The following is a 25,792-nucleotide window of genomic DNA, read 5'->3' as shown; positions in this document are numbered from 1 at the left end:
ATGAAGGAGGGCCGAACCCACATCTATTGGGTTCGGCCCTCCACGATGCCCTGAGACATCACATTCGTAGCGGGGGCAGGATTTGAACCTGCGACCTCTGGACAAGATCGGAGGCCCTCGCGGAGCCACCTCAGACTCTGGATTCCCCTGGAGAAGCTCGGGTTGTAGAGGAGGTTCCCCATCGGACGCCTTCAACTCTATCGGAACGGATCGGGTCGCTTGCCGGTCATATCTGATGACATTTCGATGACCTCTCGAATCGACTCGATCACGCGTCGTCCTGGCCGGCGCCGAGGTCGCGGAGCGACAAGGGCCGGATGCCGGTCGGGCTCATCGCCAGCGCCCAAGGGCCAGCACCGCGCCTGGTGATCTCCCGCCCCATGCAGGCCGGATTCCTCGGCAGGGCGCTCGGCGGGGCGCTCGGCGCCGTCGGTGTCATGGTTTGGGTTTGATTCGGTTGCGGTTGATGACCACCTGAAGGGCCGCGTCGTCTTTCAGCGAGTCGAGGAACCGCGTCGGCCAGCCCGCTGGCCCTACTTGTTCGAGATCGCAGCATCCCGCCACGAGGTCGGCCTGGACGGCACGCGGGGACAGCCGCCAAAGCCGCTCCATCTCCTCGTTGCCCATTTGGCCGGTGAGGCATCGGTATCGAGCCGCGGCGGCGCGAGCGAGCCAGACGATCTCCTCGTCGCCCTGCACTCGTAGGGCGACCGCACGTGCCTGGTCGAACTCGAGGTGGTCGAACTCGGTCGCGAGAAGTCGCGCGGTGTCGAGTAGCCACACGAGTTGCCAAGCGAACAGGTACGGAGTGGAGAGGGCAGCCTCGACCTGGGCAGCCACCGCCTCGGGGTCAGTTGACCGCACGCTTCGCAGATAGGTCGCTAGCAGTTCGGTCTTGTCCGGGAAACGCTCGATGAGACTCGCGACAAGTGGGACTGCATGAGGATCGAGGCCAGCGGCCAGCCGGGTAAGCGTCGTGGAGAGGTATACGTGGAAGACCTCGTCGGCGAGCGGATCTACCTCTTGGTCCGGGGCATGACTCGTCGCCTCATCAAACACCGCGCGGGCCACCTCAACATCGGTGGGCTGAAGGACGCCACGAAGCTGGTCAATGATGTCCTCGAGCGTGACCGACCCGTGATAGAAGAGGCCCCACTGGGTGTCCTCGTCGATGCCGGCTTCCACGACGATGGCGGCGAGCTCCTCTTCAGTAGCATGTTCCAGCGCGGCCTCTCGGGCCGAAGCGATCTTCTCCCGCAGCGCCTCGCGTTCCTCGTTGACCGCGGTCAGATGTGACTGATACGTGTCGCGCAAGAGGATCCGAGACTTCTGACCATTCAAGGTCAACCCGACGCTGCGGAGCCCCGTCTCGAAAAGATGCAGCGCCTGTCGGCCGGCTCCGTGGTCGGGAACCACGATGCGCACGTCGTCCCCGTGCCGGAAGTACGGCCACAGGGATCGCGACATCAATCCATCGACAGATGACAAGTACGCCGTCGCCAGGACGTCGGAGACGTCGAGGCCCTGGGGGATGCCGCGCCTGGCTCCCATGATCTCGCCCAGGAACTCCCTCAGGGCCTGCACGACAGCCACGTTGCCGGTGAGTTCAACGAGTCGCGCGGCGAGGAGATCGTGGTCGATGGATTCGTAGAAGGACGAGACGTCCGCCAGAACTATGTACGCGCCCTCTTGGTCGAGCGGCGTCGTCTCGAGCGCACTCCACGCCTTGTCCTTGTCGATAGCTCGGGGCCACAGCAGCTGGTCGTTGGAGATCAGCGCCTGCTCGATCCTCGCTCGCAAGGGCTCAACGAGAGCGAAGTACACGGCTCGGTCGCTCAATGTCATGAGCGCGGCCAGCCGTGTTGCGTTGTTCACCTTCGGGACAGGTACGAAGGAGGCGGGGCTGGGCGCGTACCGCCCGAGCTCGAGATCGCGAGTCAGGGAGGCGACGAAGCGGTTGGCGACCTCACCCCCGGCCTTGTCGTCGGGGCGTTTGGGAAGCAGATCGTTCCGAGTCAGCCCTCGGGCCACGGCATCTCGGAGATCCAGGTCTCCGAGAGCCGCCGCGTAGCCGCTGAGCGCACGTTGGTCCGTCGGCTCTCTGCGCATGGCACCCATCGTCGCAGGTCAGGTGGCGCAGGACAGGTCCAGCCTCACAGAAAGCGGTGTTCATAGATCACGGACCCCGGGCGGCTGGATCGCCCCCTCGCGACCCTCCTTCCCAACGCCCGGCGTCAGGGCCGAGCTGAGAGGTCACATCATTCGAGACCACGGAAAGCTCGCGTCCGGATGCGAGACCCAGAGCGCGAGCAACCTGCCGCTGTCCACGTCCCGAGCGCATTGTGGCGGCAACCAGTAGAAGCCCTCGCCGTACCGACTGCTGACGACTCGCTTGCCGTCCAGCAGATGCACCTTGGTGACGGTGGCGAGCTCGTCGCTGTCGGGCCCGTCGACGTATCGGACGGGCAGGTCGGAGATGTCGTGACATTCGGCCGAAACCGCACAGTTCTGGGTCATACCCCGGGTTGTACGGCAAACGGGGTCTTTGTGTCCTTGCCTCCGGATGCGCGGGCCGCGGCCCGCGCATCCGGAGATCGGCGCTACCTGAAAGTGGTTCCGCTCGCCCAGGGTCCCAGCAGGCTCTCGAAGCCGCCGGAGTCGGTGACTTCAAGAGTGCCGAGCACCTTGGTGGTAGATCCTGCGGCACCTTCGAGGCGCACGGAGACCTCGATGGGCGCGAAGACATCTCGGTCCCAAGGGTTGGCACGCAGGTCGAGGGCCGGACGGACCTTCACTATGACGTCCCGGAACGGGAAGTAGCCACCGTGCCCCGGCGAAGCGGCCGCGGCGTGCGCTCGATAGATCTTCGCGAGGGCACCGCCAGCGAAGGCGGCGGGAGTCTCTTTGAGGATGACGACGGCGTCGTCGGTCCCTTCGTGGTCGAGGTGGACGCCGAGTAGTTCGTGCGGGAACACGAGGTGGTCCTCGAAGGGGTCTATGCCAACGCCGCCTCGAGCTCCAGTCAACTGGGCAGCGGCGGCAATCTGCTCGAGCCGGACCAGCAGGTTCCGGGCGCCCCAACGCTCCGCCGGCCCGCGATCGTTGTCGAAGAGCCGCGCAGACCAGCTAGCCGCCCCCTCGGGCAGGTACTCCGCGATTCCGCTCTGGGTGGCGCGGGTGATGGCGGCGGCCTGCCAGACGCGCGAGTTCGGCTCGGCAGGGTCGTGCCCGATTGGCAGGAGCTGCAGTGATTCAGTCCGTGCGGCGGCATCGGCGCTCAGCTCGTCGGCGACGGAGAGCCGCTGGGCGCGGGTGAGTTGGTTCATCGTCTCAGGGAAGAAATGGCCGAGGCGGTCTGCGAGCGATTCCCCCGTTAGGGAGTCGGCGTGCCTGGAGCCGGCGAACGAGACGGCTCCAGTATTTGGAAGCTCCGCGGTTGAGCGCAGGTCGTCGATGCGCTGTGCGAGCAAGTCCTCGGCGTGCTCGTAGATATCCAGCCATGCGGCCGCATCCCACATCTGCTCCGAGATCCAGGTGAGGTCGTCGGCGAGACGGGTCGCAAGAGCAGGGTCAGTGCACGTCGTGATCTTTGCACTGTGGGAATCAGCCCACTGACCGGGCCAGGTCGCGATGACAGTCGCCTTCCCGGGGCTGGACAGGACGCTGTATGAAGTCATGGATGCTCCGTGGGGTTCATGCCACTGCGCACTTGCTGCGAGTTCGTCCGCCAAGGCTCCGTCCATCGCCGATCTGCATCGTGTGTCTGAGGTCATGCTCAGGCAACGAGGCGGCTCTGGCCGGCTCTAATCTACGAGCGCAGGTCGCTAGTGCTGTCAGCGACGAGGTGAGTGTGACCCGGGAGCTTCGCGGCTCTACCGCGACGCCAGTCCGTTCTGGAAGACAGTAGCCCATCGGCACAGTCTTCTGTCGGCTCATCCCGCTCGTTTCGATGTGCAGATCGACGCGAGACTGCATCCTTGCGCCGTGACGAACACCCGGCGCAACGGAGCATCGAGTCGTCAATGCATGTTCTGCGGCAATCGAGGCCAGATGACCAAAGAGCACGCTTGGCCTCGGTGGCTAGGCCGTCGCATCCCGGTCGAGCCCGTGCAGTACAGCTACAACTCCGGATTCTCACGGACCTCCGAAACAGCACTCACCGAACTGGCCAACGAATCTGTGGTCAAGCAAGGCTCAGTCCTCACATCCCGCATCCGCGAGGTATGCGCAACGTGCAACAACGGCTGGATGAGTCGCCTCGAAGAAGAGGTTCGTCCCCACTTGGAGAAGCTCTGGGCGCCCGGCTATCCCCTCGGTCTGACGGTCCTCGACGAGGAAGCCGTGGCGACCATGGCGGCCTGGGCCACCAAGACCCCGTGGGTTCGAGAGCGCGCTGCGCAGCACGAGAACACTGCCGACAGCGTGACGCGTCTGCATCTGGCGACCACCCTCACCGTGCCCCCGCTCACCGCAGTCTGGGCTGCGAGGCATAACGGCGAGTTGAACTTCGCCGCGTTCACCGCTGCCGTAGAGGTGAGCCATCAAGACCAACACTGGAAGCTAGGCGAGCGACGCGAGGTCATGTTGTGCTGCCTGGTTTTCCGGAACCTGGCCGTCCTCGTCCGGACCGACAGCGGCACTGGTGTCCCGCCTATGCAGCTCCCGGGTGAGACGTGGCGTCAGCTCGCGCCCTCACAGGGAAGCGTGTTATGGCCACCGAGCCGACCGATCAACGATGAAGAGGCGACGCTCGTGGCCAAGGTGGTTTCCGGGTGGCTGAAGATGCCGGAGGCCAGCGCGTTCAATCGTTCTCCAGGCTGGCGCTATAGGCGTCAGAACTGATGCTCTGAGGGTTACCGGTACCTATGCCCGCTGCCGCGGGACGCCGCGTCGGCGGTTGACAGCCGCTCGCCTCGGCGTTCGATAAGGCTCGTCGAGCCCGGATGAAAACCAGCCGTCTGCCGATGATCACTTGGGCCGCTGAGACCACGGGTGTCACGTGATGGGCACGTCGCAACGCGGCGATCTGGGCTGGCGGTAGACCTTCAACACTCTCAAGACCGGCATCCGGAACACGTACACAGCGGCCATCGGCCAGGTCGAGCACATACAGGGAGGTCTCCGTGATGACCTCCCATCGGCCCGAGGAGCCGATGTCGGTATGAGTCTCTGGCTCGTGCGTGGCTTGTCCGCGTTGGGCTTCGTCTCGACCTGGGCGTCAGCGCAATGTCACCGGGGAGGCCTTGGAAACAGGTCAACGGGGCGCTTCGCGTTCCATCGCCTGTGCGAATCTTCACCTGCTCGTGGATGGTGCGGGGCATGTCGCGACCATGCCCGCCGGCACCGACAATCGGTCCGTGGGGACTGCCCCCGGTCTGGTTGACACTCGGGGTTTGCAGTAATCAGGCCGCGATTGCGTCCGTGTAGATCATCTCAAACTCGACCGGGGTGAGCTTGCCCAGGGCCCGCTGACGACGACGGCGGTTGTACTTCGTCTCGATCCAGATGACCATCGCGAGACGGAGTTCCTCGCGGGTGTCCCAGCGCTTGGTGTTGAGAACGTTCTTCTGCAACAGCGCGAAGAACGACTCCATGGAGGCGTTGTCTCCGGCGCCGTAAGAACGGCCCATCGACCCGGCAAGCCCGTTGTTCGCGAGCAGCCGCTGGGTGCGATTGGCACGAAACTGGCCGCCCCGATCGGAATGACAGATCGTCGCGACCGGTGAGCGCAACGCGATCGCGTTGCGCATCGCCGCCCGCGCGAGCGCTGACTTCATCCTGGTGTCGATCGAGTACCCCACGATCCGGATCGACCACACGTCCTTGATCGCGCAGATGTAAAGCTTGCCTTCCCGCGTTGGATGCTCCGAGATGTCCCACAGCCAGACCTTGTCCCGCCCATCAGCAACGAACTCGTGCCGGATCACGCCGTGCTTGTCGACCACGGCGAGGAGGTCGTCGCGCGGGGCCGGACCCGTCGAGCCAGGCTTGGACCGCTTCTTATGGTGCGACGCGGTGATGCCGGCGATCTTGCAGAGCCGGTGGACGCGGTTCTCCCCGACGTGGATGCCGTGTTCGAGGTCGAGCTCGTCGGTGAGGAACCTGTAGCCCAGCGTCGCGTCGTCGGTGTGGAGTTCGTAGAGCTTGTCGATGAGGTGCGCGTCGTCCCAGTCACGCTGACTGACGGGATCGTTGAGCCGCTGGTAGTACCCCTGCCGCGACAGTTTGAGGACCCGCAACGCCACCGCGACCGGCACCCGAATGGGGGCACCGGCCGCGGCCATCTCTCGGACGAGCGGGAAGACTATTTTCCCGGCAGATTCGCCTGGGACAGGTAGGCGGCCGCCCGTCGGAGAACCTCGTTCTCCTGCTCGAGGAGTCGGATCCTCTTGTTCGCCTCGCGCAGCTGCTTGCGCTCGTCCTCGTTCAGACCGGGACGTTTGCCGTCCTCGATGTCGGCCTGCTTCATCCAGTTCGTCAACGAGCCTTCGGAGATGCCGAAGTCCTTCGCGATCTGCGTCAGCGACGCCTGACCCTTACGGGCCACCGCCACGACGTCGTCGCGGAACTCCTTGGGATACGGCTTTGCCACAGGGACATCCTTACTCCTGAGGTCGAAACCTCAGTGATCAGGTGTCAACCAGACTCGGGGCAGTCCCGTGTTCCGTTGAGTAGCAAGACAGCGTGGCCTTCTGCGGCGTCAGTCGAGTCCGTGGACCAACTGGCCGGCCCGGTGCACGCGCATCGCAGATCGCAATAGCGCGTCGCGGTACGCCATCGCTGAGCGATCGCCGCCGGTGAGCACGACCGCCGATGTCCCGATGAGCTCGACGCTGGACAAGCACGCGACGTCGAGGGTGAGGCCGAGCATCTCCGGTGACATGTCGTTCGCCTGCCACGTCTCCCCTGCCCACCGGATGTTGTGCATGAGTCCGATCGGGGTGGCGTGGGTGATTTGGCTCAGCAGCGAGTAGGCGACGGTGAGCCAGCCTGGCTCGGCGAAGGGCTTGCCGAAGTCACCGAGCATGGACGTGATCGACGGCAGCTTCTGGCGCCCCTTCTTCGCGCTCGGCGGAACCGGCGGCATCCGGACAATGTCTGGGAGGGCGAAGAGGGCCTTCGCGACCTTGATCGGGACGCCATTGCTGGACAGCAGCGCGATGGTCTTCTTCTCCATGTGCCGGTACTCGTCGAAGTACTGCGTTGCTCGCGAGACGAAGGCAGCACCGTCTCCGTCCTGGTGTCGCCAGGCGTGTCGCGCGGCCTCCTCCAGGAGCATGCGCGAGGCGAAGGCGGCGATGACCGCCGAGCCGGGTTGGTCGTAGGTGGACATCACGGCTTGCAGGTGGGAGTGGGCGCCGGTGAAGGTGAGCGCCATGTGGAGGGTCGGAGGGCCGTTGCGCCACAGGTCGACCTCGAAGCTTCGTGCGAGGGCGAAGAACTCTTCGGCCGCAGCAGCGACTGCGGTCGTGGTGTTGACGTCGGGAAGAAGGTCGTCGGCCTGCAGCACGGCGCCCGGTTCCACGATGCCCGTGACCGTGGGACTTGGCGGCGGCTTGGGGAGTCCGATGAATGGCTTGCTGGTCGAGAGCCCGTGCAGGGGACGGGCAGCGGCGGCGACGACAGCGGCGAGCCGGAGCGCCTCGTCGAGGAACCAAGGGCGATCCACGTCAGGAGGCCACAGTTCGGGGACCGCCGCGGCCGTGCCGAGAAGGGTCGCGGCTATACCGGCGGCGGCGACGTGCATGAAGAGCGCCTCGTGGTCGGGGCGCAGGTCGTGGCCAGGTACTCCGTCGGCGGTCATCGTGCTTTGCAATCCGAGGAAGTTGCCATGGCCGGCGTGTTGGAGGACCGACACGGCGCCGCGCAGCCCGGCGAGGTCCAGGAGCTCGCGGGCACGGTTGCCGGAGGTGGTCTCGCTTACCGGTTGAGTGAGGTAGTGGTCGAGGAGAGCGGGTTCGTCCGGGATCGGCGGAGCATCGAGCCAGGTCTTCGACTCGCCCGTGAGGTCCGCGATGTTGGGCAGTGGCATGAGCCATCTGGACAGGTTGCCGCAGGTGGAGTCGGTCTTGCGAAGGGTGGCGCAGATCCGGCTGCGTTCTGCGAGGAGGTCCCCGAGAAGTGAGGGACGTCGTGTGGACGGGTCTTCGGCAATCCAGAGCCATCGCAGGCCGTCAACGAACACGCTGCGCGCGAGGGCTCCCAGCACGGTGCCGCCGAACCCGGCACCGATCATGGACTCGGCACAGTCGTAGCGCTGGCGTGTCGACATGAAGGCAAGGCCGGCCAGGAAGCGGTCGCCCGTGGGTCCCTCGTTGAAGTCGATCGGCAGGATGTCGAGGTGCAGGCGCAGCGCCCGGGTCGCTTTGCGGAGCTCGACGGTCTCGGCCGAGGGCGTGCGACCGTCCGGGCGGGTGGACTCGTCAGGCGCGGTGTTCATGATCCTGGAGGTCGTGGCGGATATGTCAGCGCTCGTCCAGCAGAGCGCACCTGCGAAGTCTTCCCGCTGCGTGCGGACCGTCCAAGTGGTTATCGCGCCTGTCGCAAGGTGTCGGCGGAGTCGGCCCGCGGGCCAATCACGTTGGTAGGTGTCCTCGGGATCGTCTGGGACATCGCGTCACGCTGTTCCTCGAGTCCGTGGCCGCAGTCTGCGGTAAGTGCGTTTCTCTGAACGGCTCGTCCGAGCGCGAGGAGATGCCCGGCTCTGCCAGTCGAGCGGTCGGGCCTTCGGCGGCGTCGCCGGTCGCGCAGCATCTGATCGCTAGCGTCCCGTCGGGGAAGGTTCCAGCTGCAGGGAGTCGCTCGTGCTGAGGATGGCGACGGTCTTGCGAGCCCGCGAGAGGGCTACGTACAGGTCGTTGACCTGGGCGTGCTTGGTGACGTCGGCGAGGACGACGTGGTCGTACTCCAAGCCCTTGACGAGCAGGGTGCGCGAGATGATGCGTTTGCGTTCGCGGCGGCCGGCGTACCGGAGCACTTCGCGGGCTTTCGCCAGCTCCTGGAGCAGCACGCCGTGGTCTCCTCCGTGGGCGACCGCTCCGCGGATGGAGGTCTGGATGTCGTACCAGGCTTCGTGGGAGTGGAGTCGTAAAGCCGGAGAGCTCGAGATGGCGTCCATCCCGGCCGCGAGGTTCGACAGCGTGGGCTCGGAGACGACGGTGTCGAACGCGCCGATCGCCGGCTCAGCTCCGGCGCGGCTTCCGGGGCCGCCTTCGAGCAGGTCACCCGCGGTGCGGCCGTTCAGATACCGCTTGCGCAGCGTGCCTGGGTCCAGCACTCCATGGCCGCAGTGGCAGGCCTTGGTCAGGTCGAAGAGCCACAGGGCGTACTCGTTGGGTTCTTTCGCAGCGAGCTTCTCAAGGCTCTCGACCATGAACTTGCCGGCGATCTCCTCCATCACCGTAAACGTGCCGTTGAGGTTCCCGGCGACGCCGCGGGCGGTGTGCGCCCAGTCCGTGATGATGAGAACGGTCTCGTCGGCCGGGTAGGCGGCGAAGAAGCCGGGCGTCAGCACACGCTGGTCCCCTGCGATGTTGCGGAAGGTGACGCCCTCAGGCAGCGCGATGCCGGCCCACTGCACAGTGTGACCGGGCACCATGAGGGGGCGGATGCGCAGCAGCCATTCGCCGAGCGCTTCGTTATGTCCCGCCCATCGGTGCGGCTTAATGGTCGTGGGATGCAACGGATAGTCGCCCAGGACGGTGTCCCAGTCGGCCAGCGGATCGGCGAAACCGAAGATGGCTTGCAGCGGGTCACCGAGGATGCCGGTCGCCGGGATCGCGCCGCGCAGCGCGGACACGAACCCGTGCTGCGTCTCGTTGCAGTCCTGATACTCGTCGACAAGGACGTGGGTGAACGACGCCTTCAGCACGGCCTGGATATGGACTGCCGACGCGATCCGGGTCGCGGCTGCAATGTAGGAGGTCGAGTGGGCGGGGATCATCACCTTGGGCGCGCGCAGCTCACCGAGGGCGGGGTAGGCGCGTACCAGCCGGAACGCGAAGGAGGTGATGGTCGCGACGTGCACGCCTGTTGAGAGACCGAATCTCTTGAGCCGGGTGTTGATGGCGTAGACGCCGGCGTTGGTGTGGGTCAGCACCAGGACGCGGCCGCCGTCGTCGACGATGTGCTTGGCGGTAGCTGTCAGCAGGTGGGTCTTGCCGGCGCCGGCGGGCATCTCCACCGCTGCAGGTAGCGCCGCTGCGAACGCGGCGGCGTCCGCTGCGAGCTCGTCTGAGATGTGCTCAGCCACGCTCAGCCACCGGCGGGACCCTCGAATGGTGGCGGCTGCGTCACGCCTGCGGCGGACGGGTCGGCCGCTTCAGCGCCGTTGCCGGGCGCGCCGTCCCCGGTGCTGCTCACCCCGTCGACCGCGCCGTCGGCCACGAGGTCGGTGAGGTCCGTCATGCTGACCTGGCTGGCCGTGCGGGCGTAGATCGCCGACTTGAGTGCCTCGAGCGTGTCCTGCACGGCGCCGCTGTGAAGCGAGGCGGTCTCCAGGATGAAGGTGCCGAGTCGCTGCCCCTTGTCGACGCGCTTGAACCAGCCCTTCTCCTTCGACGCGGTCGCCACCGCTGTCCGGCAGTCATCAAGGCTGATGCCGGCCGTCGTCCAGGTGGTCAGGTCCAGCAGGTCGAGCTCGGGCGGCTTCTTCCCATCGACCACGGCGTACGTGGTCAGGTAGGCGGAGAACGACTGGCTGGAGGCGGACGGGTCGTCCGCGACCTCCAGGGCGGCGTGGATGTAGGCGGTCAGGCCCGCGGCGTCGAGCTGGGAGCACACCGCCGCTTCGATGCAGACGCCTCCTGGCCACTGGACGACGACACCGCCTGCTCGCTCGACGTCCGGGACCATGTCATTGGCGGCCTGGTCGTCGCTGTCGATGAACAGCACGACCTCGTAGCCGACGTCGAGGAACTCCTTGGCCCACTTCGCTGATCCGGTACCACCGTCGCCTTCGAGGGCCACAACACCGAGGGCCGCCGAAGGGGCCGCTGCGGCGGTCTTCGCGGGGTCCTTGGAGGATGCGGCGCTGGAGTCCCAGTCCTGCAGCAGCCGCAGAACGACGCCGTACTCGGTCTTGCCCTCGTTGATGACCACCCGTCGCGACAAGAACGCCTCGGGGCAGCGCTTCAGCAGGGGCCGCAGGCTCGCCGGGTCACCCAGCGAGCGGACCTCGGTCGTGCCGTCCGTGCGGGAGCGGACCATCATGAGGTCGACGGGCTCAAGGTGCAGGAGCGCGGTCGGGGAATGGGTGGTGACGAACACCTGCGAGAAGGCGCCCTTGGTGCGGAGGTGTCCGAGGAGGTGCACGAGCCGGTGCGGTTCGAGGCCGTGCTCGACCTCGTCAACCAGCAACGTGGTCGATCCTTGGTTGGCGAGCTGCTGGGTGGCGGCACCGGTCAGCCGGCGGGTTCCGAGGCCAAAGTTGGTCAGTGGGACGTCGCCCTCGAAGAGGGCGAGGTTGCCGCGGGTGTTGGCCAGCGAAGCGTCAAGGCCGGGCTTGAGGTCGCAGAACTCGGCGGTGCCAATCTCCTGGACGGCCGCCTGCACCTCGCGGGCCAAGTCTTTCAGTTCGTCAGTGACCGCGGCTCCGGCTGCGTCGCGTGCGGCACGGTTGGCCACGGTCAAGGTGGCCTTGGTATCGCCGCGCTTCGCGGTCAGCTTGCCCAACGACGACGTGGCCGACCAGCGCAGGTGCGCATCGACCCGGTCGTCGATTCGGTAGGCCGTCATCCGGGCTCGGTGTCGCGCACGGATGAGCGGCGCCTGTTCGTCGGTCTCCTGCGTCTCCCCTGAGTTCTCCCCGGCGTCGGCGTTGAGCGGCGGCCGGTAGGCCTGCCACACGGGCTCGAGGTCTGCTTCGACGACGAGCTCGACGATGACGCAGCGGTTGGTGTCGTCGCTCGGGTCGTGGGACCACTCCCCTACCTCGTCGATGCCGCAGAGGAAGGCGCCGAAGGCGTCCATCGCGATGAGTTCGTCGGGAAGGTCGTCGACCGCGACGCGGATCCGTATCGGCACGTCGATGTCGACTCCGTAGAAGTCGGTGTCGGAGAACGTGAGGCCGGCCCGATCGTGCAGCGCACGCTCGAGTGCGGTCAGGAGCGTGGTCTTCGTGGAGTCGCCCGGACCGATGAGCGCAACGAAGGTCTGCTCCTTCGCCAGCCTCCACGAGGTGGACTTGATGCCGCGGAAGTTGTTGATGTCGACGCGTCGGATTCGCATGCCAGCCTCGCTGCTTCAGGACAGGAGGACGAGCACACCACAAGCGCAACGGCGTTGTCCGAGATGCGCCCCAGTGTCGCTCGACGTGTTTTTGCCCAGGGACGCGACGCGCGCCCTGATGCACACGTCGCGCCACACTGCGCGTCGGCGGTGGCCGAATCCGCCGCCAAGGCAGCGGGGGGTCAGCCGGCTCGGCCGGTGTCCTCCGTTGGGTAAGCGGCGGAGTAAGCAGTGAGGATGTCTTGGTGGAGGCGACCTCGGGTGCCGACTTCGTAGCCGTTGGCGCGAGCCCACGTCCGGACTTCGGAGGGACTCACGTCCGGCTTGTTCGGCTGGGCTTCCACCGGCCTCACGCTTTCCGGTGGGGCGTGGTCGCTGCTGTGCCGAGGTCGGGGCCCGGCAGCGGTCTTGGGGACGGGCTTGGCGTCGCGCGCCAACGCTGGCTGGAGGTGCTCGAGCAAGATCGCATAGACCGTGGGGTGCTCGGTGCGGGTGCTGTGCCGGCGCGCGTTGGCGGCCTTCCCGCCGTCCATGGTTCCGTCGGTGACGAGCATGGCGGTCTTGGCGGAGACCGAGGAGATGATCCTGACACCGAGCTGCTCGGACCTCGCCTCCAGACCGTTACGCAACGCCTCGTCGCACCCGGTGAACACCACCTTGTCGCCGACACGCAGTGGCTCGCCGTGAGACCAGTCCGACGGGAGATCCTTCAGGCTGGCGGAGAGTCGTTGGTTGCGGGCCTGCTCGGCGCGGTCGAGGAGGGCGGGGAGGATCTTGTGGTTGACGCCGAGGAGGTCGGAGACCGCTTGTAGCTCGGCGCGTTCGGCTCGGGTGACCTTGCCGTCGTCGAGGGCGGCGTGCGCGAGCGTGAGGACGAACGCCTGGTTGGCGGCGGCGATGTCGGCGCTGGTGAGGTTCTCGGCGTCGGCCACGGCTTCGAGGTCGGCGGCCTCGTCTGCGGTCACCTCGCCGTCCTCGAGTACCTCGGCGAGCTTCTCGAGGTAGGCGAGCGCTCCGGGCGGGGCGCCTTCGTCCAGGGCGTCGACGAGCGAGAACCTCTCGACGAGCTCGACAAGCGCTTGCGGTAGCGGGGCGTGGGCTTGGGCTGCCATGACGGAGCGGGCGCGCGGTGAGGGATGGGGCCGCGACCGCGGTGACTCGGGAATCACCACCGTTGGGGACGGAGCACGGGAAGGGCCCGTGGGCCAGCGCACGCTGAGCGCGCGGGTCGGGAGGTCGAGGTGATCGGGCGGCGGCGGGTAGCCGACGTGGGGGTGCATGTACGCGGCGAGGAGCGTCGCGGTCGCTCGTGCGTCGCCGAGCGCGGAGTGCGCTCCCACGAGTGGAGTGCCGACGGCCCAGCAGCAGTCCGCGAGGCGGCGTCGTTCGAGGGTCGGGAGGTGGTACTCGGAGGCTTCGAGGGTGCATAGGACGGGGAGGTGGGGCATGTCCCAGCCGGCTCGGGCGTACTCGGCGCGCACGAAGGCGAGGTCGAAGTTGGCGTGGTGCGCGGCGACCGCTGCTCCGGAGAGTCGCTGGTTGAGCGGCGCGATGATGTCGGCGAATACGGGCGCGTTGGCGACATCGGCGGCCGTGATGCCGTGGATGTGGGTCGCGCCGACGGGTCCTTGGGGATTGACGCGGGTTGCCCATTCGTCGAGGACGCGGCCCCAGGGGTCGGTCGTGATGACCGCGATCTCGACGATCCGGTGCTGGCTGGCGGACAGTCCGGTCGTCTCGACGTCGATCACGGCGAAGTGCGGCTGGCCCTGGGTCGTCCCAGCAGTCTGGGACGATCCCGGCACCGTCGTACGGGCGTGTGTGGTCGACGTATCGCGCTTGCGGAATCGGTCGAGGAGACCCATGTGCTGCTCCCGATGTGAGTCGACGGTGTCGGCGTCGTCATGGTGGCACCGGCCGTCGACACTCGTCCGGCTGTTGGCGGATCTCGTCTGTCGATGGCGTCGGCGCCGGCTTCCGGAGAGGTCATGTGTGTGCGGGTGGCCGCGGACTGTCGGTGCCCGGTGGGAAGGTGCGGTCGTGGATGTCTTCGATGCGAGCGACTTCGACTTCTTGATGCTCGCCGGGTCCGGAGGCTGCTTGCGCTCGCGCTCATGCTCGGCATCGTGGTCGTGTCGCCGGTGCGGGACTGGTTCGTCGGTCAGGTTGAGCGCCACGCAGAGCACGTCACTCGTGAGATCCAGGACGTCGTCATCCCCGAGCTGCCACCAGTCACGCCCACGCCCCCGGAGAGCCAGCCTGTCGATCGCGCACCCGCCGGCGGCACAGGAGGCCGGTAGGTCATAGACCGAGGTCTCTGCTGGAGGTGGTGGCGAGGGCTTCGACGGGGCGGATGTAGCGGTTGAGGAGGACGCCGAGGTCCTTGTGGCGGGTCTGGGCGGCGATCCGGTGGAGTGGGACGCCGGCGAGGACGGCGGTGGTGGCGTGGCCGGCTCGTAGGGAGTGGGCGGTGATGCGGGTGCCATCGAGACCGGCTTGCTCGGCGCGCTGGCGGAGCATCCGGGCGACGACCCAGTTGCCGAGTGGCTGGTCGCTGATCCGGGTCTGCCAGATCCGCGTGAACAGCGCTCGCCCAGCCCCTTCGTCAGGATCGTTCCCAAGCTGCTGCCGGCGGAGTCGGGTCCAGGCGGCCAGGGCGGCGACGGGGTCGGTGGCGGCGTGGGTGCCGTGGGCGACGGCGACTCTCTGCCCGCGGTGCTCCGGGTCGGTCTTGGAGTGTCGGATGGTGATCAGGGTCCCGGCGGGCTCGTGGTCTATGTCGGCGAGGGTGAGTTCGGCGAGCTCGGAGCCGCGCATGGCGGAGGCGTAGCCGAGCAGGATGATCGCGGTGTCGCGGATTCCGATCGGGACGCTGGTGTCGATCGCAGCGAGGATCTGGCGGATCTCGGCGGTGGTGAGCGGGCGGGCGAGTCGTCGGGGTGCGGTGCCGTAGGTGCGGCGCAGCCCGAGCCGGACCTGGCGGACGAGCTCCGTCTCGGCGGGGTTGGCCAAGCCCTGCTGGAGATGGACGTGTCGGATGGCGACGCACGCCACGTCGAGGGTGACCACGGCGGTGCCCTCGGCGGCCCGCTCGACCAGGTAGGCCGCGAGCGCGGCCGGGTCGGCAGGCAACGGGTCGATCCCCCGCTCGGCGCACCAGCGCGACCAGACCCGCCACAGGTGCGCGTACAGGATCCGCGTTGAGGGCGCGAGCGAGGCCTCGAGGGCGGCGGCGATCCGGACCGCGTCGTCGACCGTCAGTCCCCGGGCCAGGCCCGGCTGACGATCGGTGGGCACATCAGTGGTGGAGAGGGCGGTGGAGGTGGCTGTCATCGCCGGGTTGTACCGACCGCCCGGCGATCCCAGCCGCCCGCCTGACCGCTCCCCCGCCTCCGTCGTCTGAGGCTCGTACGTCGGTAAGTGCTGTCTTTGTGATGACCTGGTCAAGTTCAAATGCTTTCAGGCTCTGATCCCCAGGAGGATCCGAGCCTGAATTTTGTAGCGGGGGGAGTTCGCATATCTGCGCTCCCGCTGTTGAACGTCGTCGCCCCCTCGCCCCGCAAAGCAGGTGCCAGGGCAGATGCCACCCAGCGGTCATGGTGGGATCGAAGCACATCGCACGGACAGCGAGACACGATTCGCTGGACCGGACATACCTGATTCACGGCCGAGAGTGCGCCTCGATCGACACCCAGGCGCAGCCCGCACCGCGTCGTAGCCCCACCGCTCAGATGTTCAAATCCAGGGGCGTTGAACCGGTCGAGACTTCGGAGTTCACCTCAGTGCAGTCGGCTCCGACCGCCAGAGGCGGCGCCACATCCAGCAGCCGGACTCAAGATCGGCCGTCAACCACAGTCATACGGACCGCCTCGCTGGTCGGCTCGGTGAGCGCCACGCTGAGCGGTACATGCAGAAGTGTTAGATCGCCCTCCGCGCCCACTGCGATTCGACGGGTCCCGACACCGGGGTCGCCCGCAGGTGACAAGTAGCCGTCCAGCGCCGTCGAAGCGGATACGCGCTCAGGCGGCTGAAGCTCCGCCCCCCGCAGCGACCTTCGGCCAACAGCGGAGGCGATCACTCGCCACGGGTCCAGTTCGCCGAACGGCGCGTCGCTGGACGCGACCGTGGGGATCCCAGCACTCAGGAGGCTCCGAAAGGGATAGAGGCATTCCAGGTCCGACCGGTCAACGTCGCGGAGGTAGTCGTCGCCGCGGGTTCGGAGGAAGTCCGGTTGGGTCACGACGCGAAGCTGGAGGTCTCGAATGGTCGGGACCAGGTCTCCGGGAATGACGGCGCCATGTTCGATGCGATCACCGGGTTCGGTTCCAACCTCCGCGAGGACGGCGAGGGTCAGGATCAGAGACTCGCGAGTGACGCAGTGCACGGCTACCGGCCTGCGAGCCCGGCGGTGCGCAGACACGGCACCACAGAACTGATCGAAGTTCGGGAGGTCGTGGTCTCGCAGCATGATCTTCGCTGGGCCGACGGAGAGGGGTGCCGGTGGGTGCGTCGACCCGAGCACTGTGACCTTGATTGGTAGTCGACCGTCACTGGCAGCCTCCGCGAGTAGCGCAGCCGCACCGTCGGACAGATCGGGTGTCGCGTCGGTGACGCCGGTGATCCCAAGGTCTCGCAGGCGCCGGCCGACGGCACCGAGGTCGGGAGGCCGCGCCGGAAGGAGCCGAGCGAGCAGGGCGTCCTGGCGAAACAAGCGACCTGTGGACCGGCCGTTGCTGTCGCGCTCAAGGTCTCTTTCAGCCCCAGTCTGTTCGAGACCCTCGACGATCCCGTGCTCGAGAAGACGGAGGGCGGCGGAGTTCAGCACCCACATGGCGCCTCCCCGATGCTGGATCCGTACTGGTGCGTCCGGGACCATGCGGTCCAAGAGCGCACGGTCGAGGTGGCCGGCTACGGACTCGTGGTAGCCGATCCCCCGGACCCAGCCGTCCGACTGTCGTCCGACGGAGCGCCGCAGCACCGCCTGCAACTCCTCAGCCGAGTTCACAGCGGTCGGACCGCAGTCCACGGAGGTGATCTGCGCCGCGAGCGCCATGAGATGGAGGTGGTGGTCGTGCAGGCCAGGCAGCAGTGCTCCCCCGCCCCCGTCGACCACCGCCTCTACCTTGCGACGTCGGTCAGATCCAGGTGGACTGACGCAGGTCACGAAGCGGCCGACGACCTCGACGTCTGAACGTCGACTATCTACCTCAACGTTCTCGAAACGGATGCTGGAGGACCCACCCGTCATCGCAGCCACCGGTCATTGTCACGGCCGACGGAGGCCGCCGCCCCTTCGACGTGTCGCGCTCGCGGCAACTGGACAGGATGACTTCGCCCGTCAGCGCCGGTGGCGACCCAGGTACCCGTTTCCAGCTGGCGGACCTCAGGGTCACCGCACCCGGGTCGCAACAGCGCTGCTCGGGCGACATCGAGCATGGAGACCTCGACCAGCTTCGCACGGTCGTCCGCAAGGAGGGCGCCGGCTGTTGCTGCGGCAACGGCTCCGGTGAGAGGGTCAGCGATAGCATCGCCGCACAAGCGTGGCTCCCCGCTCTCCCACGCGAGGAGACCAGCGTCTGCAGCGACGTCGTCACCGAAGCCGACCGTGTCAGAGCATCGTCCGCGTGCGGTGATCGACAACCACGTGGTGCCGGCGTCGACGACCTCGGAGGCTGAGAGGCCCCATCGTTCGAGTGCCCGAGGCCGTGATGCCTCGAGGACAAGGTCTGCTCTCTCGACGAGCGCGCGCAGTCGCTCCCGGTCCCTCTCGTCGTCAGGCGAGACGGCGACCGCGGAGTGGCCCGCATGCAAGAGGTCGTAGAAGGCAGCGGAGCCTTGTCGGGCACCGTCTGGACGGAACCGACTCTCGACCTTGACGACATCGACGTCGCAGCGGCCAAGAAGATGCGCGCACAACGGACCAGCCCACAGGGAGGTGAAATCCACGACAAGCGGGCGCTCGGGCATGTTGCGACTCCCACCGGTCCGCAGCACCCGAGCGACATCTCGTGCGTCCTCTTCCAGCGGGAGCGGAGCGGGTTCCGCGGGAGTGGCTGAGCAGGCGAGCCCCAGGAGGCGCGCCCGGTCGACCGCCACAGTTGTCTCATACGCGCTGGCCCAATCTCCCAATGCACCCCACAGCTGCGGAGTCGGGGTGGCTCCAAATCTCCGAATGTCGTCGGACTCGACAAGAGCGGGAACGAGTTCGAGGTCAGCCGCACGAACCAACGACAGTCCGAGGTATCCGTCTACCGTCCGAAGAAACCGGAACCCTCCTCCGCATGACGCCGGTGCGTTGCGAGTGAGGCCGGCCAGGGCGGCGCGTTCGCCCAAGAGCTCGGCTCCCGGAAGGGACGGGCGCAAACCAGTCCGTTGCACACATTGGCGCGCGACTTCAGTGATAGCACCTTCGACGAGACCTGCGGGGTCGCCGGGCGATGCCAACGGCGGCCCGTCATGCCGTCCGGTCAACGCCATTGCGCCCGAGGCCGCCCACCTCTCGAGTGCCGTATTCGCTGCTGGCAGCGTGAGATCCGCCGGTTGCTCAAGCATGCCCGTCCACCAGGCCCCACTCGAGGGCGGTAGTGAGGTCGAGGCGCTCGCCACTGAGGACTAGCCAAGCGGTTCGCCAGCGTCCGATGCGGCGGGGCACGCTGACGGTGCCGCCAGCACCGGGGACCAGCCCCATCGACAGTTCCGGCAGTGAGAACCAGCTCGTCTCGTCGCCAAGAACCCGTGCAGCAAAGGCAGAGATCTCGACCCCAGCACCGATCACCGCTCCGTGCGTGCGGACCTCGACACGGTCGCTAACGCGATGCATGGCGAGCGCGGCGCTTCGCGCCATCCTGACACCGTGCGCGGTGGCCACGTCGGCGATCGTCCCGAACTCGTCGAGATCGCCGCCGCTGGAAAAGGAGGGCCCGCGACCATTAAGGATGATGCTGCCGACGGATGGGTCCCACGCCGCAAGCTCGAGTGCATCGATGAGCCCATCGCGCATTGCGCGACTGAATGCATTGTGACGCTCAGGTCGGCTCAAGGCGATGCGCAGCGTGTCGCCGTCTCGCTCCACCACGACTGGGTCCCGAGCCTCGGGCAAACCTCCGCGCGGGGCACTCGCTCGCCAAGCGGCGTACTCGGGCCCACCGAGGAGTGTCGAGTATGCAAGCGACTCGGCCACGAGCGCTTCGGGAACGGGCAGTAGAGGTGTCACACGCAGGAGTCCTGCAAGCGTGTTGGCGGCGCGAGGAGCACGGGCGACAGCGGTTGCAATCGCGTCGACATCAGCGCTCGGGACCCACGTTTGGCCCGGCCCTCCAGGTGCCAGAGTGAGGGTAAGGCGCTCTAGTAGCGGAGCGCCTTCCGCCGGGAGGGGCTCGCTGGCGACTCCGAGGATGACGGGGGTTGGTTCGTCTAGAACGTGGAGAAGCCTCCTCAGTGAGGGGTGGCCCCAGTCTGAGCCTCTGATGCCGTCCAGGTCGACGACGAGCATCGGCACTTCTGGATCACCGTTCGGCGTGACTCGCCATAGCGAGCGAGGGTCAGCTGCTTGGTCGATGAGTTCGGCGAGCGAACAACGCATGACCGCTCCTCCTCGCACCTAGCGGCGTCCGGGCTGGAAGAACGCCACTGTGGCCATGCTAAGCGTCCCGGAGCGCCAGGATCGGTTCGAACGACGCGTTCAGGTCGCCGCGAGGAGCCTTCCCGCCGCCATGTGCTCCTGCCTGGAACCGCATCCCGGCGACGTTCACAAGGATGAGGTCGTCGGCATGAGGCGCGTAGGCCATGATCCGATGCCTGCACTCCTCCGGCGTACCCGCGATGGTGAGCCGATCGACGACGTCGTCGCTCACAGCCGCGCGCGCGGCGTCGAGGTCGCCGGCGCCGACGGCGACGCTGATGGCGTTCGCGACATCGGCGAAGCCCTGCTGACGCAGCAGGCTGTCGTAGTGCGGGTGCGGCTTCCCAGCGTAGAGGTTGACGACAGCAGTGCGGGCTGCGTCGCGCGCTTCCCGTCGGTCGGCGCTCGGCGATACGAAAGCGGAGACCATGACGCGGAATGGGCGCTCCGCGATGGCCCGGCATCGGGCGGCGACGTCCGCGACGTACTCGACCGACAGGAGGCTTCCCATGGCGATGCCGTCAGCGACCTCCGCTGCTAGCTGGGTCATCTTCGGCGAGGTGGCCGCGAGTACCACCGGTAGATCGTTGCGGACCGGTTGCACCTGCGAGTACCAGCCGGCAGTCTGGTGAACGGGCCCTTCGAAGTCGACTCGATCGCCGATGCCGGCGCGCTTGACTCGATTGACGACTTCGATGAAGTCACGCATCTTCGCAAGAGGACGCTCAACTGGAATGCCTTGGTACTGCTCATTGGTGACCCTGTTCCCGCTACCGACACCAAGGACGAGTCGACCTCCCGAGAACTCGTCGAGGTCGACCGCAGCGATCCCGGTGAACAGCGGCGAATGGGCGTGCGCGTTCAGCACGTAGGGGCCGAGCTCGATCCTCCCGCGGCCACCCCCTGTTGCGGCCGCGACTGCCGTCATCGCCACAAACGCCGACCTCCAGGCTTCGGGCAGGTAGACGCCGCTGAAGCCCCGATCGTCGGCTGCACGCGCGACCTCCACCATGTCCTGGACCCGCATGCCGCCACCCCCAGCGAACATCAGTCCCCAACGCACGAATTCTCCCTTGGTCTCCGGACTCCACGAGGAGCAGGGATCGCCAGAGTAGCATTCCTCATGATAATTTGGCCCTATGGCTATGGATGCTGACGTGGCTTCGTGCGAGCTCGACCGGTGGGAAGCGCTGCGGTCGAACGACACGGTCGCGCTGGCGGCCCTCCTCGATGATCGACTCGCTTACACGCATTCGAATGGGCTGGTCGACTCGAAGGAGGCCTTCCTCGCTCGCCTCTCGTCCGGCGCCATGCGTTACGTCGCGATCGAGACTTCGGACGAGACTCTCGCTCTCCACGACAACGCAGCGATCGCCTGCGGCCGAGCAGAGTTGACCACTGAGGCTGGCGGAAAGCAGTTTGTCACCCAAATTCGCTACACCGCAGTTTGGTGTCAAGCGGGTGACGAGGGGTGGCGCCACGTGGCCTGGCACTCCTCCCCCGCTAGTGCATGACGAACGCGGCGGGTCCGTCGGTTGTCGCGACCTACCGGGTGGGCAGTACTCAGTTCGTCAGTGCGGCATTGGTGAACTTCTTCATGCCGCTCAACTTCTTCATGCTGGTCCCGATCACGGTGCTTCTCGCAGCCGATCGGTACGGCGCGTCCTTGACTCTGGGCGGTTTCGCCGCTGGCGCGCTCTTGATCGGCGCGGTTGCCGTACGCCCCTTTGTCGGCATCCTTCTACGCGGTCGGCCCCTCCGCGGAGCGGTCCTGGCGGCGACGACGATCACCAGCGCGGGCACCGCCACGTGCCTCCTCCCCATCGATGTCCTCACCTTCTCCGCACTGCGATTCCTCAGCGGTGCTGCTTTCGCGGTCGCAACGACGGCCACCCTGGTCATCGCCGTCAGCGCGATGCCCACTGGCCGTCGAGGGTCCGCGACCGGCCTATTCGGTCTCAGCAACAGCCTCGCGGCCGCCGTCGGTCCCGCGCTGGGACTGTTCGTCGCACGCAAGCTGGGATACGACGCAGTCCTGCTGATCGTCACGGCGTGCGGGCTGCTCGGCACGCTGGCGGCGCTGGCGATTCCCCGGCGGCCGATCGTCGACGAGGCCCCTGTTGACCGCGGCCGAGGCGTCCGGAGATTCGTTGAACCTCGCGTCTTCGGCTTGTGTGCCGTCATCGCCCTGGTCGGCTTTGCCTACGCGGGCCTTTTCGGGTTCATGGATGCCGCAACTCGTGATCGCGGACTGGCCGCGTGGGCACCATGGTTCTTCATCGCCTACTCGACAATGGTCATCTTGGCCCGCCCTCTGACGGGACGCGCTGTGGATCGGCGGGATGTGCGAACGGTGATGCTGCCGGCCATCGCGGTGCTGGCGCTCGGCGTCGGCACCACCGGCCTTGCCGAGACCGGCGCGACACTCATGGTGGCTGGGATGCTCTGTGGACTCGGCATGGGTCCGTGCTCTGCGTGTCCACAGTGCTGGCGGTGGCGCACGCGCCTCAGGGGCGCCTGCCACTGACTGTCTCCACCTTCTACCTCGCGCTAGACGCAGCGGTCGCGTTCGGCCCGAGCCTTCTCGGACTGCTCATCCCGTGGACCGGGTACGCCCACATGTACCTCGGACTGTCGGTCCTCGTGGTTCTGGCCGGGTTCGTCTTTCTCCGGTTCAACGCCAGGATCGTGGCGCCGGCTCTCGTCACGCATTCATCCGAGGCGGTCTCGTGAAGGCTCGTCGGCGAGACGCTTCACTGTTGCCGTCACATCACGAGTACACGCACGGTCTCAGCGACGCAGGCGGGCTTGTCCTGACCATCGATCTCGATGGTGTAGCGCACGACTGCCTGAACGCCGGCAGGTACATCAGTCACCTCGGCCAAGGTTGCGCGAGCCCTGATGCGAGAGCCCACTGTGACCGGATGTGGGAAGCGCACCTTGTTCGTTCCGTAGTTGACCGCCATGCGCGGTCCGCTGACGCGGAAGATCCCGCCACCTAGTCGCGGGATGAGCGCCAGGGTGAGGTAGCCGTGCGCGACTGTGGCGCCGTACGGGCCGGCCTGGCTTCGCTCGATGTCGACGTGGATCCACTGCCAGTCCTCGGTCACGTCGGCAAAGGCGTTGACCTGCTCCTGAGTGATCTCGTACCACTCACCGAGCCCTAGCTCCTCGCCCACGGCGGAACGGAACTCGTCGATCCCGTCGAAGACCCGGCCCGCCGGGGCCGGCGCCGAGGTGTTCGCCGACGTCTCAGGATTCATGACCGCGGCGTCCCGTCGATCCGCGTGTTCGGTCGTGCGCTTGCCACCAGCTCGGGGAGCATGCCGCCGATCTCAGCGACCTCCCACCGACCGATCTTCGCCCGGGCGGGACCTTTCACCCAGGTCTCGGCGACAGCGATCTCGCCGCCCTTCACGGTGAAGACGCGGCCGGTGATACCCACGCACTCGCCACTTCCGAGGTAGGCGACCAGCGGTGCGATGTTGGCGGGCGATCCAGCGTCGAACCCAGTGCGCTCCTCCTCGGCCCGCACGTGGGCGACGTAGGCGTCGAGACCCGCCGTCATATCGGTCAACGCGGTCGGGGCGATGGCGTTGACGCAGACGTCGAGACGTGACAGCTCGTCGGCGGCGATCACTGTGAAGCTCGCGATTGCGGCCTTTGCAGCGCCGTAGTTGCACTGCCCCACGTTTCCGAACAGGCCGGATGGTGAGGAGGTGTTGACGATTCGTGGCTCTGCGACCGGCGTCCCGGCCTTTTGCATGGCCCTCCAGTGATCGACTGCATGGCGTGTGACGCAGAACGTGCCTCGCAGGTGCACGCGAATGACGGCGTCCCACTGCTCGACGGTCATGTTCACGAGCATCTTGTCGCGGAGGATTCCGGCGTTGTTCACGATGGTGTGGACGTTTCCGAACGCCTCGAGAGCAGTGTGGACCAGCTGTCGGGCTTGGTCCCAGTCGCCCACGTCGTGGGTGCTAGCCACGGCCTCGCCCCCGAGTTCTTCGATCTCCTTCACGACCGGCGCCGGGTCGGCGACGTCGTTCACGACGACACGGGCGCCTTGTCGCGCGAACTCCAGTGCGTGCTCGCGTCCGATACCTGCCCCCGCCCCGGTGACGACGACGACGCGGTTCTCACAGATCCCCATCAGCCGAGGGCTCCTTCGTGGGCCAACCTGGCGCGGAGCTCGCGGCGAAGCACCTTGCCGGTCTCGTTGTAGGGAAGCGCGTCGACCACGTGGATTTGGGCCGGCACCTTGCTCGACCGGAGTTCTGCTCTCACCCATTCCTGCAGCGCTTCGGGACGGACGGCTTCGTCGTCGAGGACGACGAACCCCTCGACCCGCTCGCCCCACTCGAGGTCGGGCACTCCGATGACTGCGGCGTCAGCGACCGCGGGGTGGGCGACAAGGCGGTCCTCGATCTGAGCGGGTGAGAGGTTCTCGCCTCCCCGGACGATGACGTCGTCGGCTCGCCCCTCGAGGAAGAGGAATCCCGCACCGTCCAGGTAGCCGCGGTCGCGGGTCGGGTACCAACCCTCGGCGTCCGTAGCCTGATGGGAGAGGTACTCCCCGGAGACCTGGTCGCCTCGCACGAAGATCTCGCCGGAACGTCCTGCTGGAAGTGACGAACCGGTCTCGTCCCGGATCTCGATCTCGACCGAGGGGAGGGCTCGACCGACGGATCCCAGGCGGGCGCGAACCGCGGGGTCGGTGCTCGACGCAGCGATTCGGTGGTCTTCGGGCGAGAGAAGGGTGATCGTCGAGCTGGTCTCGGTCAGGCCGTAGGCGTTCACCAGGTTGAGCGTGGGCAGCAGCCGCATCGCCCGCTCGACCACCGCTGCCGGCATGCGGCCGCCCCCGTAGGAGAGGTGTCGCAGGTCCGGGAGTCCACCGCCGTCGCTGTCGATGACGTCGAGGATCCGATTCAGCATCGTGGGCACGACCATGGCCTGGGTGATGCGTTCACTGCGAGCCGTCCGGACCCACTCATCGGGTTCGAAGGACGCGAGCTGAACCATTCGACGGCCCGAGTAGACCGATGTCAGCACCGAACTGACAGCCGCGATGTGGTACGGCGGCACCGATACCAGGATCGCCTCATCAGCGCCGGCTCCGAGGAAGTCGATCGTATCGAGCACGTACGGCACGAGATGGCGATTGCGTAGGACGGCAGCCTTGGGGGCCGACGTGGTGCCGCTGGTGAAGAGCAGCACGCCCGGTGCATCCTGGTCGGGCGTCACCGCTATCGCCGTGGTGGCACCTGTCCGTCCCATGCGGCGCACGGCTGGACCGGTGCGGACCCGAGGGGAGCAGTTCTGGTCGGTGAGCACGGAGACCGGTGCGATCCGTCCGATCGCCTCGTTGATCTGCGTGTCTGTCCAGCGGTAGTTGATCGGCGCGTACGGAACGCCTCTCATCGATGCCGCGAAGAGCAGTGCCACCGCCTCGGGCGAGTTCTCGCCGAGGTACGCTGCGGCGGCATCGTCAGGATGGATCTCGACGGCCAGCTCAGACGCACGTCGGAGGAGTTCGCCGTAGGTAACGTTCCGATCACCGGCGGTGACCGCGATTCGATCCGGGTCAGCCTGGGCGACCATCTCGAGCAGCATCAGCAGGTTCATGTGAACTCAGTCCGAGCTGGGGAGCTGCTTGCTCTCCAGGATGCTGAGCGCAACGCCGTTCACAGAGAGCGTGCCCTGTCCAGCCTTGACGCAGAGAACCTGGAGCCCCGACCCGGCGTGCGCGTAGCGCTTGCCGAGGAGGGTACCGCCCGCGAACTCAGAGGAAGGTTCAGCGGCGCTTCGCTCACCCACGGCGTCGACCATCAAGTGACCGCCGCAGTGGAGGTCAACGTCGGCGCTGCGGACGACCATGACTTCGGTGTCACACGCAACACTGACGAGCCGGGTGCCTGTCTTCATGGAATTCCTTCGTTG

The 25,792-nt window shown here is 66.9% G+C and carries 20 protein-coding genes; 3 read left to right on the top strand and 17 right to left on the bottom strand.

What is annotated here, in order from left to right:
• Window positions 1-435: 435 nt before the first annotated feature.
• The 3 genes from PZ894_RS01750 to PZ894_RS01740 form a co-directional block, all read right to left on the bottom strand.
• Window positions 436-2,109 carry an RNA-directed DNA polymerase gene (locus PZ894_RS01750; RefSeq protein ID WP_275741845.1) on the bottom strand — a complete coding sequence of 558 codons (1,674 nt, stop codon included), beginning with the start codon at window positions 2,107-2,109 and terminating at the stop codon, window positions 436-438.
• A gap of 144 nt (window positions 2,110-2,253) precedes the next feature.
• Window positions 2,254-2,517 (bottom strand): hypothetical protein, encoded by a 264-nt coding sequence (locus PZ894_RS01745; RefSeq protein WP_275741843.1) that lies wholly within the window; start codon window positions 2,515-2,517, stop codon window positions 2,254-2,256.
• Between the two features lie 83 nt (window positions 2,518-2,600).
• Window positions 2,601-3,677 carry a hypothetical protein gene (locus PZ894_RS01740; protein ID WP_275741841.1) on the bottom strand — a complete coding sequence of 359 codons (1,077 nt, stop codon included), beginning with the start codon at window positions 3,675-3,677 and terminating at the stop codon, window positions 2,601-2,603.
• 307 nt (window positions 3,678-3,984) lie between these two features.
• Between PZ894_RS01740 and PZ894_RS01735 the strand changes: the two genes are divergently transcribed.
• A complete protein-coding gene (locus PZ894_RS01735; RefSeq protein WP_275741839.1) occupies window positions 3,985-4,842 on the top strand; it encodes a hypothetical protein in 858 nt (285 codons plus the stop codon).
• A gap of 560 nt (window positions 4,843-5,402) precedes the next feature.
• Here the strand turns inward: PZ894_RS01735 and PZ894_RS01730 are convergent.
• From PZ894_RS01730 to PZ894_RS01710, 5 genes are all read right to left on the bottom strand, one after another.
• A protein-coding gene (locus PZ894_RS01730; RefSeq protein ID WP_275741837.1) for an IS3 family transposase occupies window positions 5,403-6,592 on the bottom strand; the annotation gives its coding sequence in 2 pieces (ribosomal slippage) (window positions 5,403-6,311 and window positions 6,314-6,592; 1,188 coding nt in all).
• Between the two features lie 108 nt (window positions 6,593-6,700).
• Window positions 6,701-8,272, bottom strand: a complete 1,572-nt coding sequence (locus tag PZ894_RS01725) for a hypothetical protein (RefSeq protein WP_275741835.1) — start codon at window positions 8,270-8,272, stop codon at window positions 6,701-6,703.
• A 489-nt stretch (window positions 8,273-8,761) separates the two neighbouring features.
• On the bottom strand, window positions 8,762-10,252 hold the full coding sequence (locus PZ894_RS01720) for a UvrD-helicase domain-containing protein (RefSeq protein ID WP_275741833.1): 1,491 nt from the start codon (window positions 10,250-10,252) through the stop codon (window positions 8,762-8,764).
• Between the two features lie 2 nt (window positions 10,253-10,254).
• Window positions 10,255-12,228: an ATP-binding protein gene (locus PZ894_RS01715; RefSeq protein WP_275741831.1), complete on the bottom strand. Its 1,974-nt coding sequence runs from the start codon at window positions 12,226-12,228 to the stop codon at window positions 10,255-10,257.
• Window positions 12,229-12,410: 182 nt separating this feature from the next.
• Window positions 12,411-13,508 (bottom strand): histone-like nucleoid-structuring protein Lsr2, encoded by a 1,098-nt coding sequence (locus PZ894_RS01710; protein ID WP_275741829.1) that lies wholly within the window; start codon window positions 13,506-13,508, stop codon window positions 12,411-12,413.
• Between the two features lie 225 nt (window positions 13,509-13,733).
• On the opposite strand from PZ894_RS01710, the gene PZ894_RS01705 reads away from it, so the two are divergent.
• The gene (locus PZ894_RS01705) at window positions 13,734-14,111 is read left to right on the top strand and encodes a hypothetical protein (RefSeq protein WP_275741827.1); all 378 of its coding nucleotides are present in this window, start codon (window positions 13,734-13,736) and stop codon (window positions 14,109-14,111) included.
• A gap of 418 nt (window positions 14,112-14,529) precedes the next feature.
• Here the strand turns inward: PZ894_RS01705 and PZ894_RS01700 are convergent, their stop codons facing one another.
• From PZ894_RS01700 to PZ894_RS01680, 5 genes are all read right to left on the bottom strand, one after another.
• Window positions 14,530-15,561 carry a tyrosine-type recombinase/integrase gene (locus PZ894_RS01700; protein WP_275741826.1) on the bottom strand — a complete coding sequence of 344 codons (1,032 nt, stop codon included), beginning with the start codon at window positions 15,559-15,561 and terminating at the stop codon, window positions 14,530-14,532.
• A gap of 499 nt (window positions 15,562-16,060) precedes the next feature.
• Window positions 16,061-17,341, bottom strand: coding sequence for an amidohydrolase family protein (locus PZ894_RS01695; RefSeq protein WP_275741824.1), 1,281 nt, complete (start codon window positions 17,339-17,341; stop codon window positions 16,061-16,063).
• A gap of 131 nt (window positions 17,342-17,472) precedes the next feature.
• A complete protein-coding gene (locus PZ894_RS01690; RefSeq protein ID WP_275741822.1) occupies window positions 17,473-18,195 on the bottom strand; it encodes a CoA transferase in 723 nt (240 codons plus the stop codon).
• Between the two features lie 577 nt (window positions 18,196-18,772).
• On the bottom strand, window positions 18,773-19,303 hold the full coding sequence (locus tag PZ894_RS01685; RefSeq protein WP_275741820.1) for an enoyl-CoA hydratase/isomerase family protein: 531 nt from the start codon (window positions 19,301-19,303) through the stop codon (window positions 18,773-18,775).
• A 565-nt stretch (window positions 19,304-19,868) separates the two neighbouring features.
• Window positions 19,869-20,876: an LLM class flavin-dependent oxidoreductase gene (locus PZ894_RS01680; RefSeq protein ID WP_275741818.1), complete on the bottom strand. Its 1,008-nt coding sequence runs from the start codon at window positions 20,874-20,876 to the stop codon at window positions 19,869-19,871.
• 483 nt (window positions 20,877-21,359) lie between these two features.
• Here PZ894_RS01680 and PZ894_RS01675 point away from each other — a divergent pair, with 483 nt between their 5' ends.
• On the top strand, window positions 21,360-22,376 hold the full coding sequence (locus tag PZ894_RS01675) for an MFS transporter (protein WP_275741816.1): 1,017 nt from the start codon (window positions 21,360-21,362) through the stop codon (window positions 22,374-22,376).
• Between the two features lie 238 nt (window positions 22,377-22,614).
• On the opposite strand, the gene PZ894_RS01670 is transcribed toward PZ894_RS01675, so the two are convergent.
• The 4 genes from PZ894_RS01670 to PZ894_RS01655 are packed head-to-tail and all read right to left on the bottom strand — an operon-like array spanning window position 22,615 to window position 25,777.
• On the bottom strand, window positions 22,615-23,112 hold the full coding sequence (locus PZ894_RS01670) for a MaoC family dehydratase (RefSeq protein ID WP_275741814.1): 498 nt from the start codon (window positions 23,110-23,112) through the stop codon (window positions 22,615-22,617).
• The gene (locus PZ894_RS01665; RefSeq protein WP_275741812.1) at window positions 23,109-24,002 is read right to left on the bottom strand and encodes an SDR family NAD(P)-dependent oxidoreductase; all 894 of its coding nucleotides are present in this window, start codon (window positions 24,000-24,002) and stop codon (window positions 23,109-23,111) included. Before PZ894_RS01665 ends, PZ894_RS01670 begins: the two co-directional genes overlap by 4 nt.
• Window positions 24,002-25,477 (bottom strand): class I adenylate-forming enzyme family protein, encoded by a 1,476-nt coding sequence (locus tag PZ894_RS01660; protein ID WP_275741809.1) that lies wholly within the window; start codon window positions 25,475-25,477, stop codon window positions 24,002-24,004. The genes PZ894_RS01665 and PZ894_RS01660 overlap by 1 nt, the downstream gene beginning before the upstream one ends.
• A gap of 6 nt (window positions 25,478-25,483) precedes the next feature.
• Window positions 25,484-25,777, bottom strand: coding sequence for a hypothetical protein (locus PZ894_RS01655; RefSeq protein ID WP_275741807.1), 294 nt, complete (start codon window positions 25,775-25,777; stop codon window positions 25,484-25,486).
• Window positions 25,778-25,792 lie beyond the last annotated feature (15 nt).

This window comes from Nocardioides sp. YIM 152315 (assembly GCF_029210375.1).
Taxonomy (GTDB): Bacteria; Actinomycetota; Actinomycetes; order Propionibacteriales; family Nocardioidaceae; genus Nocardioides.
This window is presented reverse-complemented; position numbering and strand designations above follow the sequence as displayed.

What these genes read in the sequence shown, in the direction of transcription:
- PZ894_RS01725 (WP_275741835.1), bottom strand. Translation starts at nt 8,272, where the DNA reads ATGTCGACACGCCAGCGCTACGACTGTGCCGAGTCCATGATCGGTGCC.
- PZ894_RS01675 (WP_275741816.1), top strand. Translation starts at nt 21,360, where the DNA reads ATGACGAACGCGGCGGGTCCGTCGGTTGTCGCGACCTACCGGGTGGGC.
- PZ894_RS01745 (WP_275741843.1), bottom strand. Translation starts at nt 2,517, where the DNA reads ATGACCCAGAACTGTGCGGTTTCGGCCGAATGTCACGACATCTCCGAC.
- PZ894_RS01665 (WP_275741812.1), bottom strand. Translation starts at nt 24,002, where the DNA reads ATGGGGATCTGTGAGAACCGCGTCGTCGTCGTCACCGGGGCGGGGGCA.
- PZ894_RS01660 (WP_275741809.1), bottom strand. Translation starts at nt 25,477, where the DNA reads ATGAACCTGCTGATGCTGCTCGAGATGGTCGCCCAGGCTGACCCGGAT.
- PZ894_RS01680 (WP_275741818.1), bottom strand. Translation starts at nt 20,876, where the DNA reads ATGCGGGTCCAGGACATGGTGGAGGTCGCGCGTGCAGCCGACGATCGG.
- PZ894_RS01710 (WP_275741829.1), bottom strand. Translation starts at nt 13,508, where the DNA reads ATGCACCCCCACGTCGGCTACCCGCCGCCGCCCGATCACCTCGACCTC.
- PZ894_RS01670 (WP_275741814.1), bottom strand. Translation starts at nt 23,112, where the DNA reads ATGAATCCTGAGACGTCGGCGAACACCTCGGCGCCGGCCCCGGCGGGC.
- PZ894_RS01715 (WP_275741831.1), bottom strand. Translation starts at nt 12,228, where the DNA reads ATGCGAATCCGACGCGTCGACATCAACAACTTCCGCGGCATCAAGTCC.
- PZ894_RS01690 (WP_275741822.1), bottom strand. Translation starts at nt 18,195, where the DNA reads ATGCCCGAGCGCCCGCTTGTCGTGGATTTCACCTCCCTGTGGGCTGGT.
- PZ894_RS01655 (WP_275741807.1), bottom strand. Translation starts at nt 25,777, where the DNA reads ATGAAGACAGGCACCCGGCTCGTCAGTGTTGCGTGTGACACCGAAGTC.
- PZ894_RS01750 (WP_275741845.1), bottom strand. Translation starts at nt 2,109, where the DNA reads ATGCGCAGAGAGCCGACGGACCAACGTGCGCTCAGCGGCTACGCGGCG.
- PZ894_RS01700 (WP_275741826.1), bottom strand. Translation starts at nt 15,561, where the DNA reads ATGACAGCCACCTCCACCGCCCTCTCCACCACTGATGTGCCCACCGAT.
- PZ894_RS01740 (WP_275741841.1), bottom strand. Translation starts at nt 3,677, where the DNA reads ATGACTTCATACAGCGTCCTGTCCAGCCCCGGGAAGGCGACTGTCATC.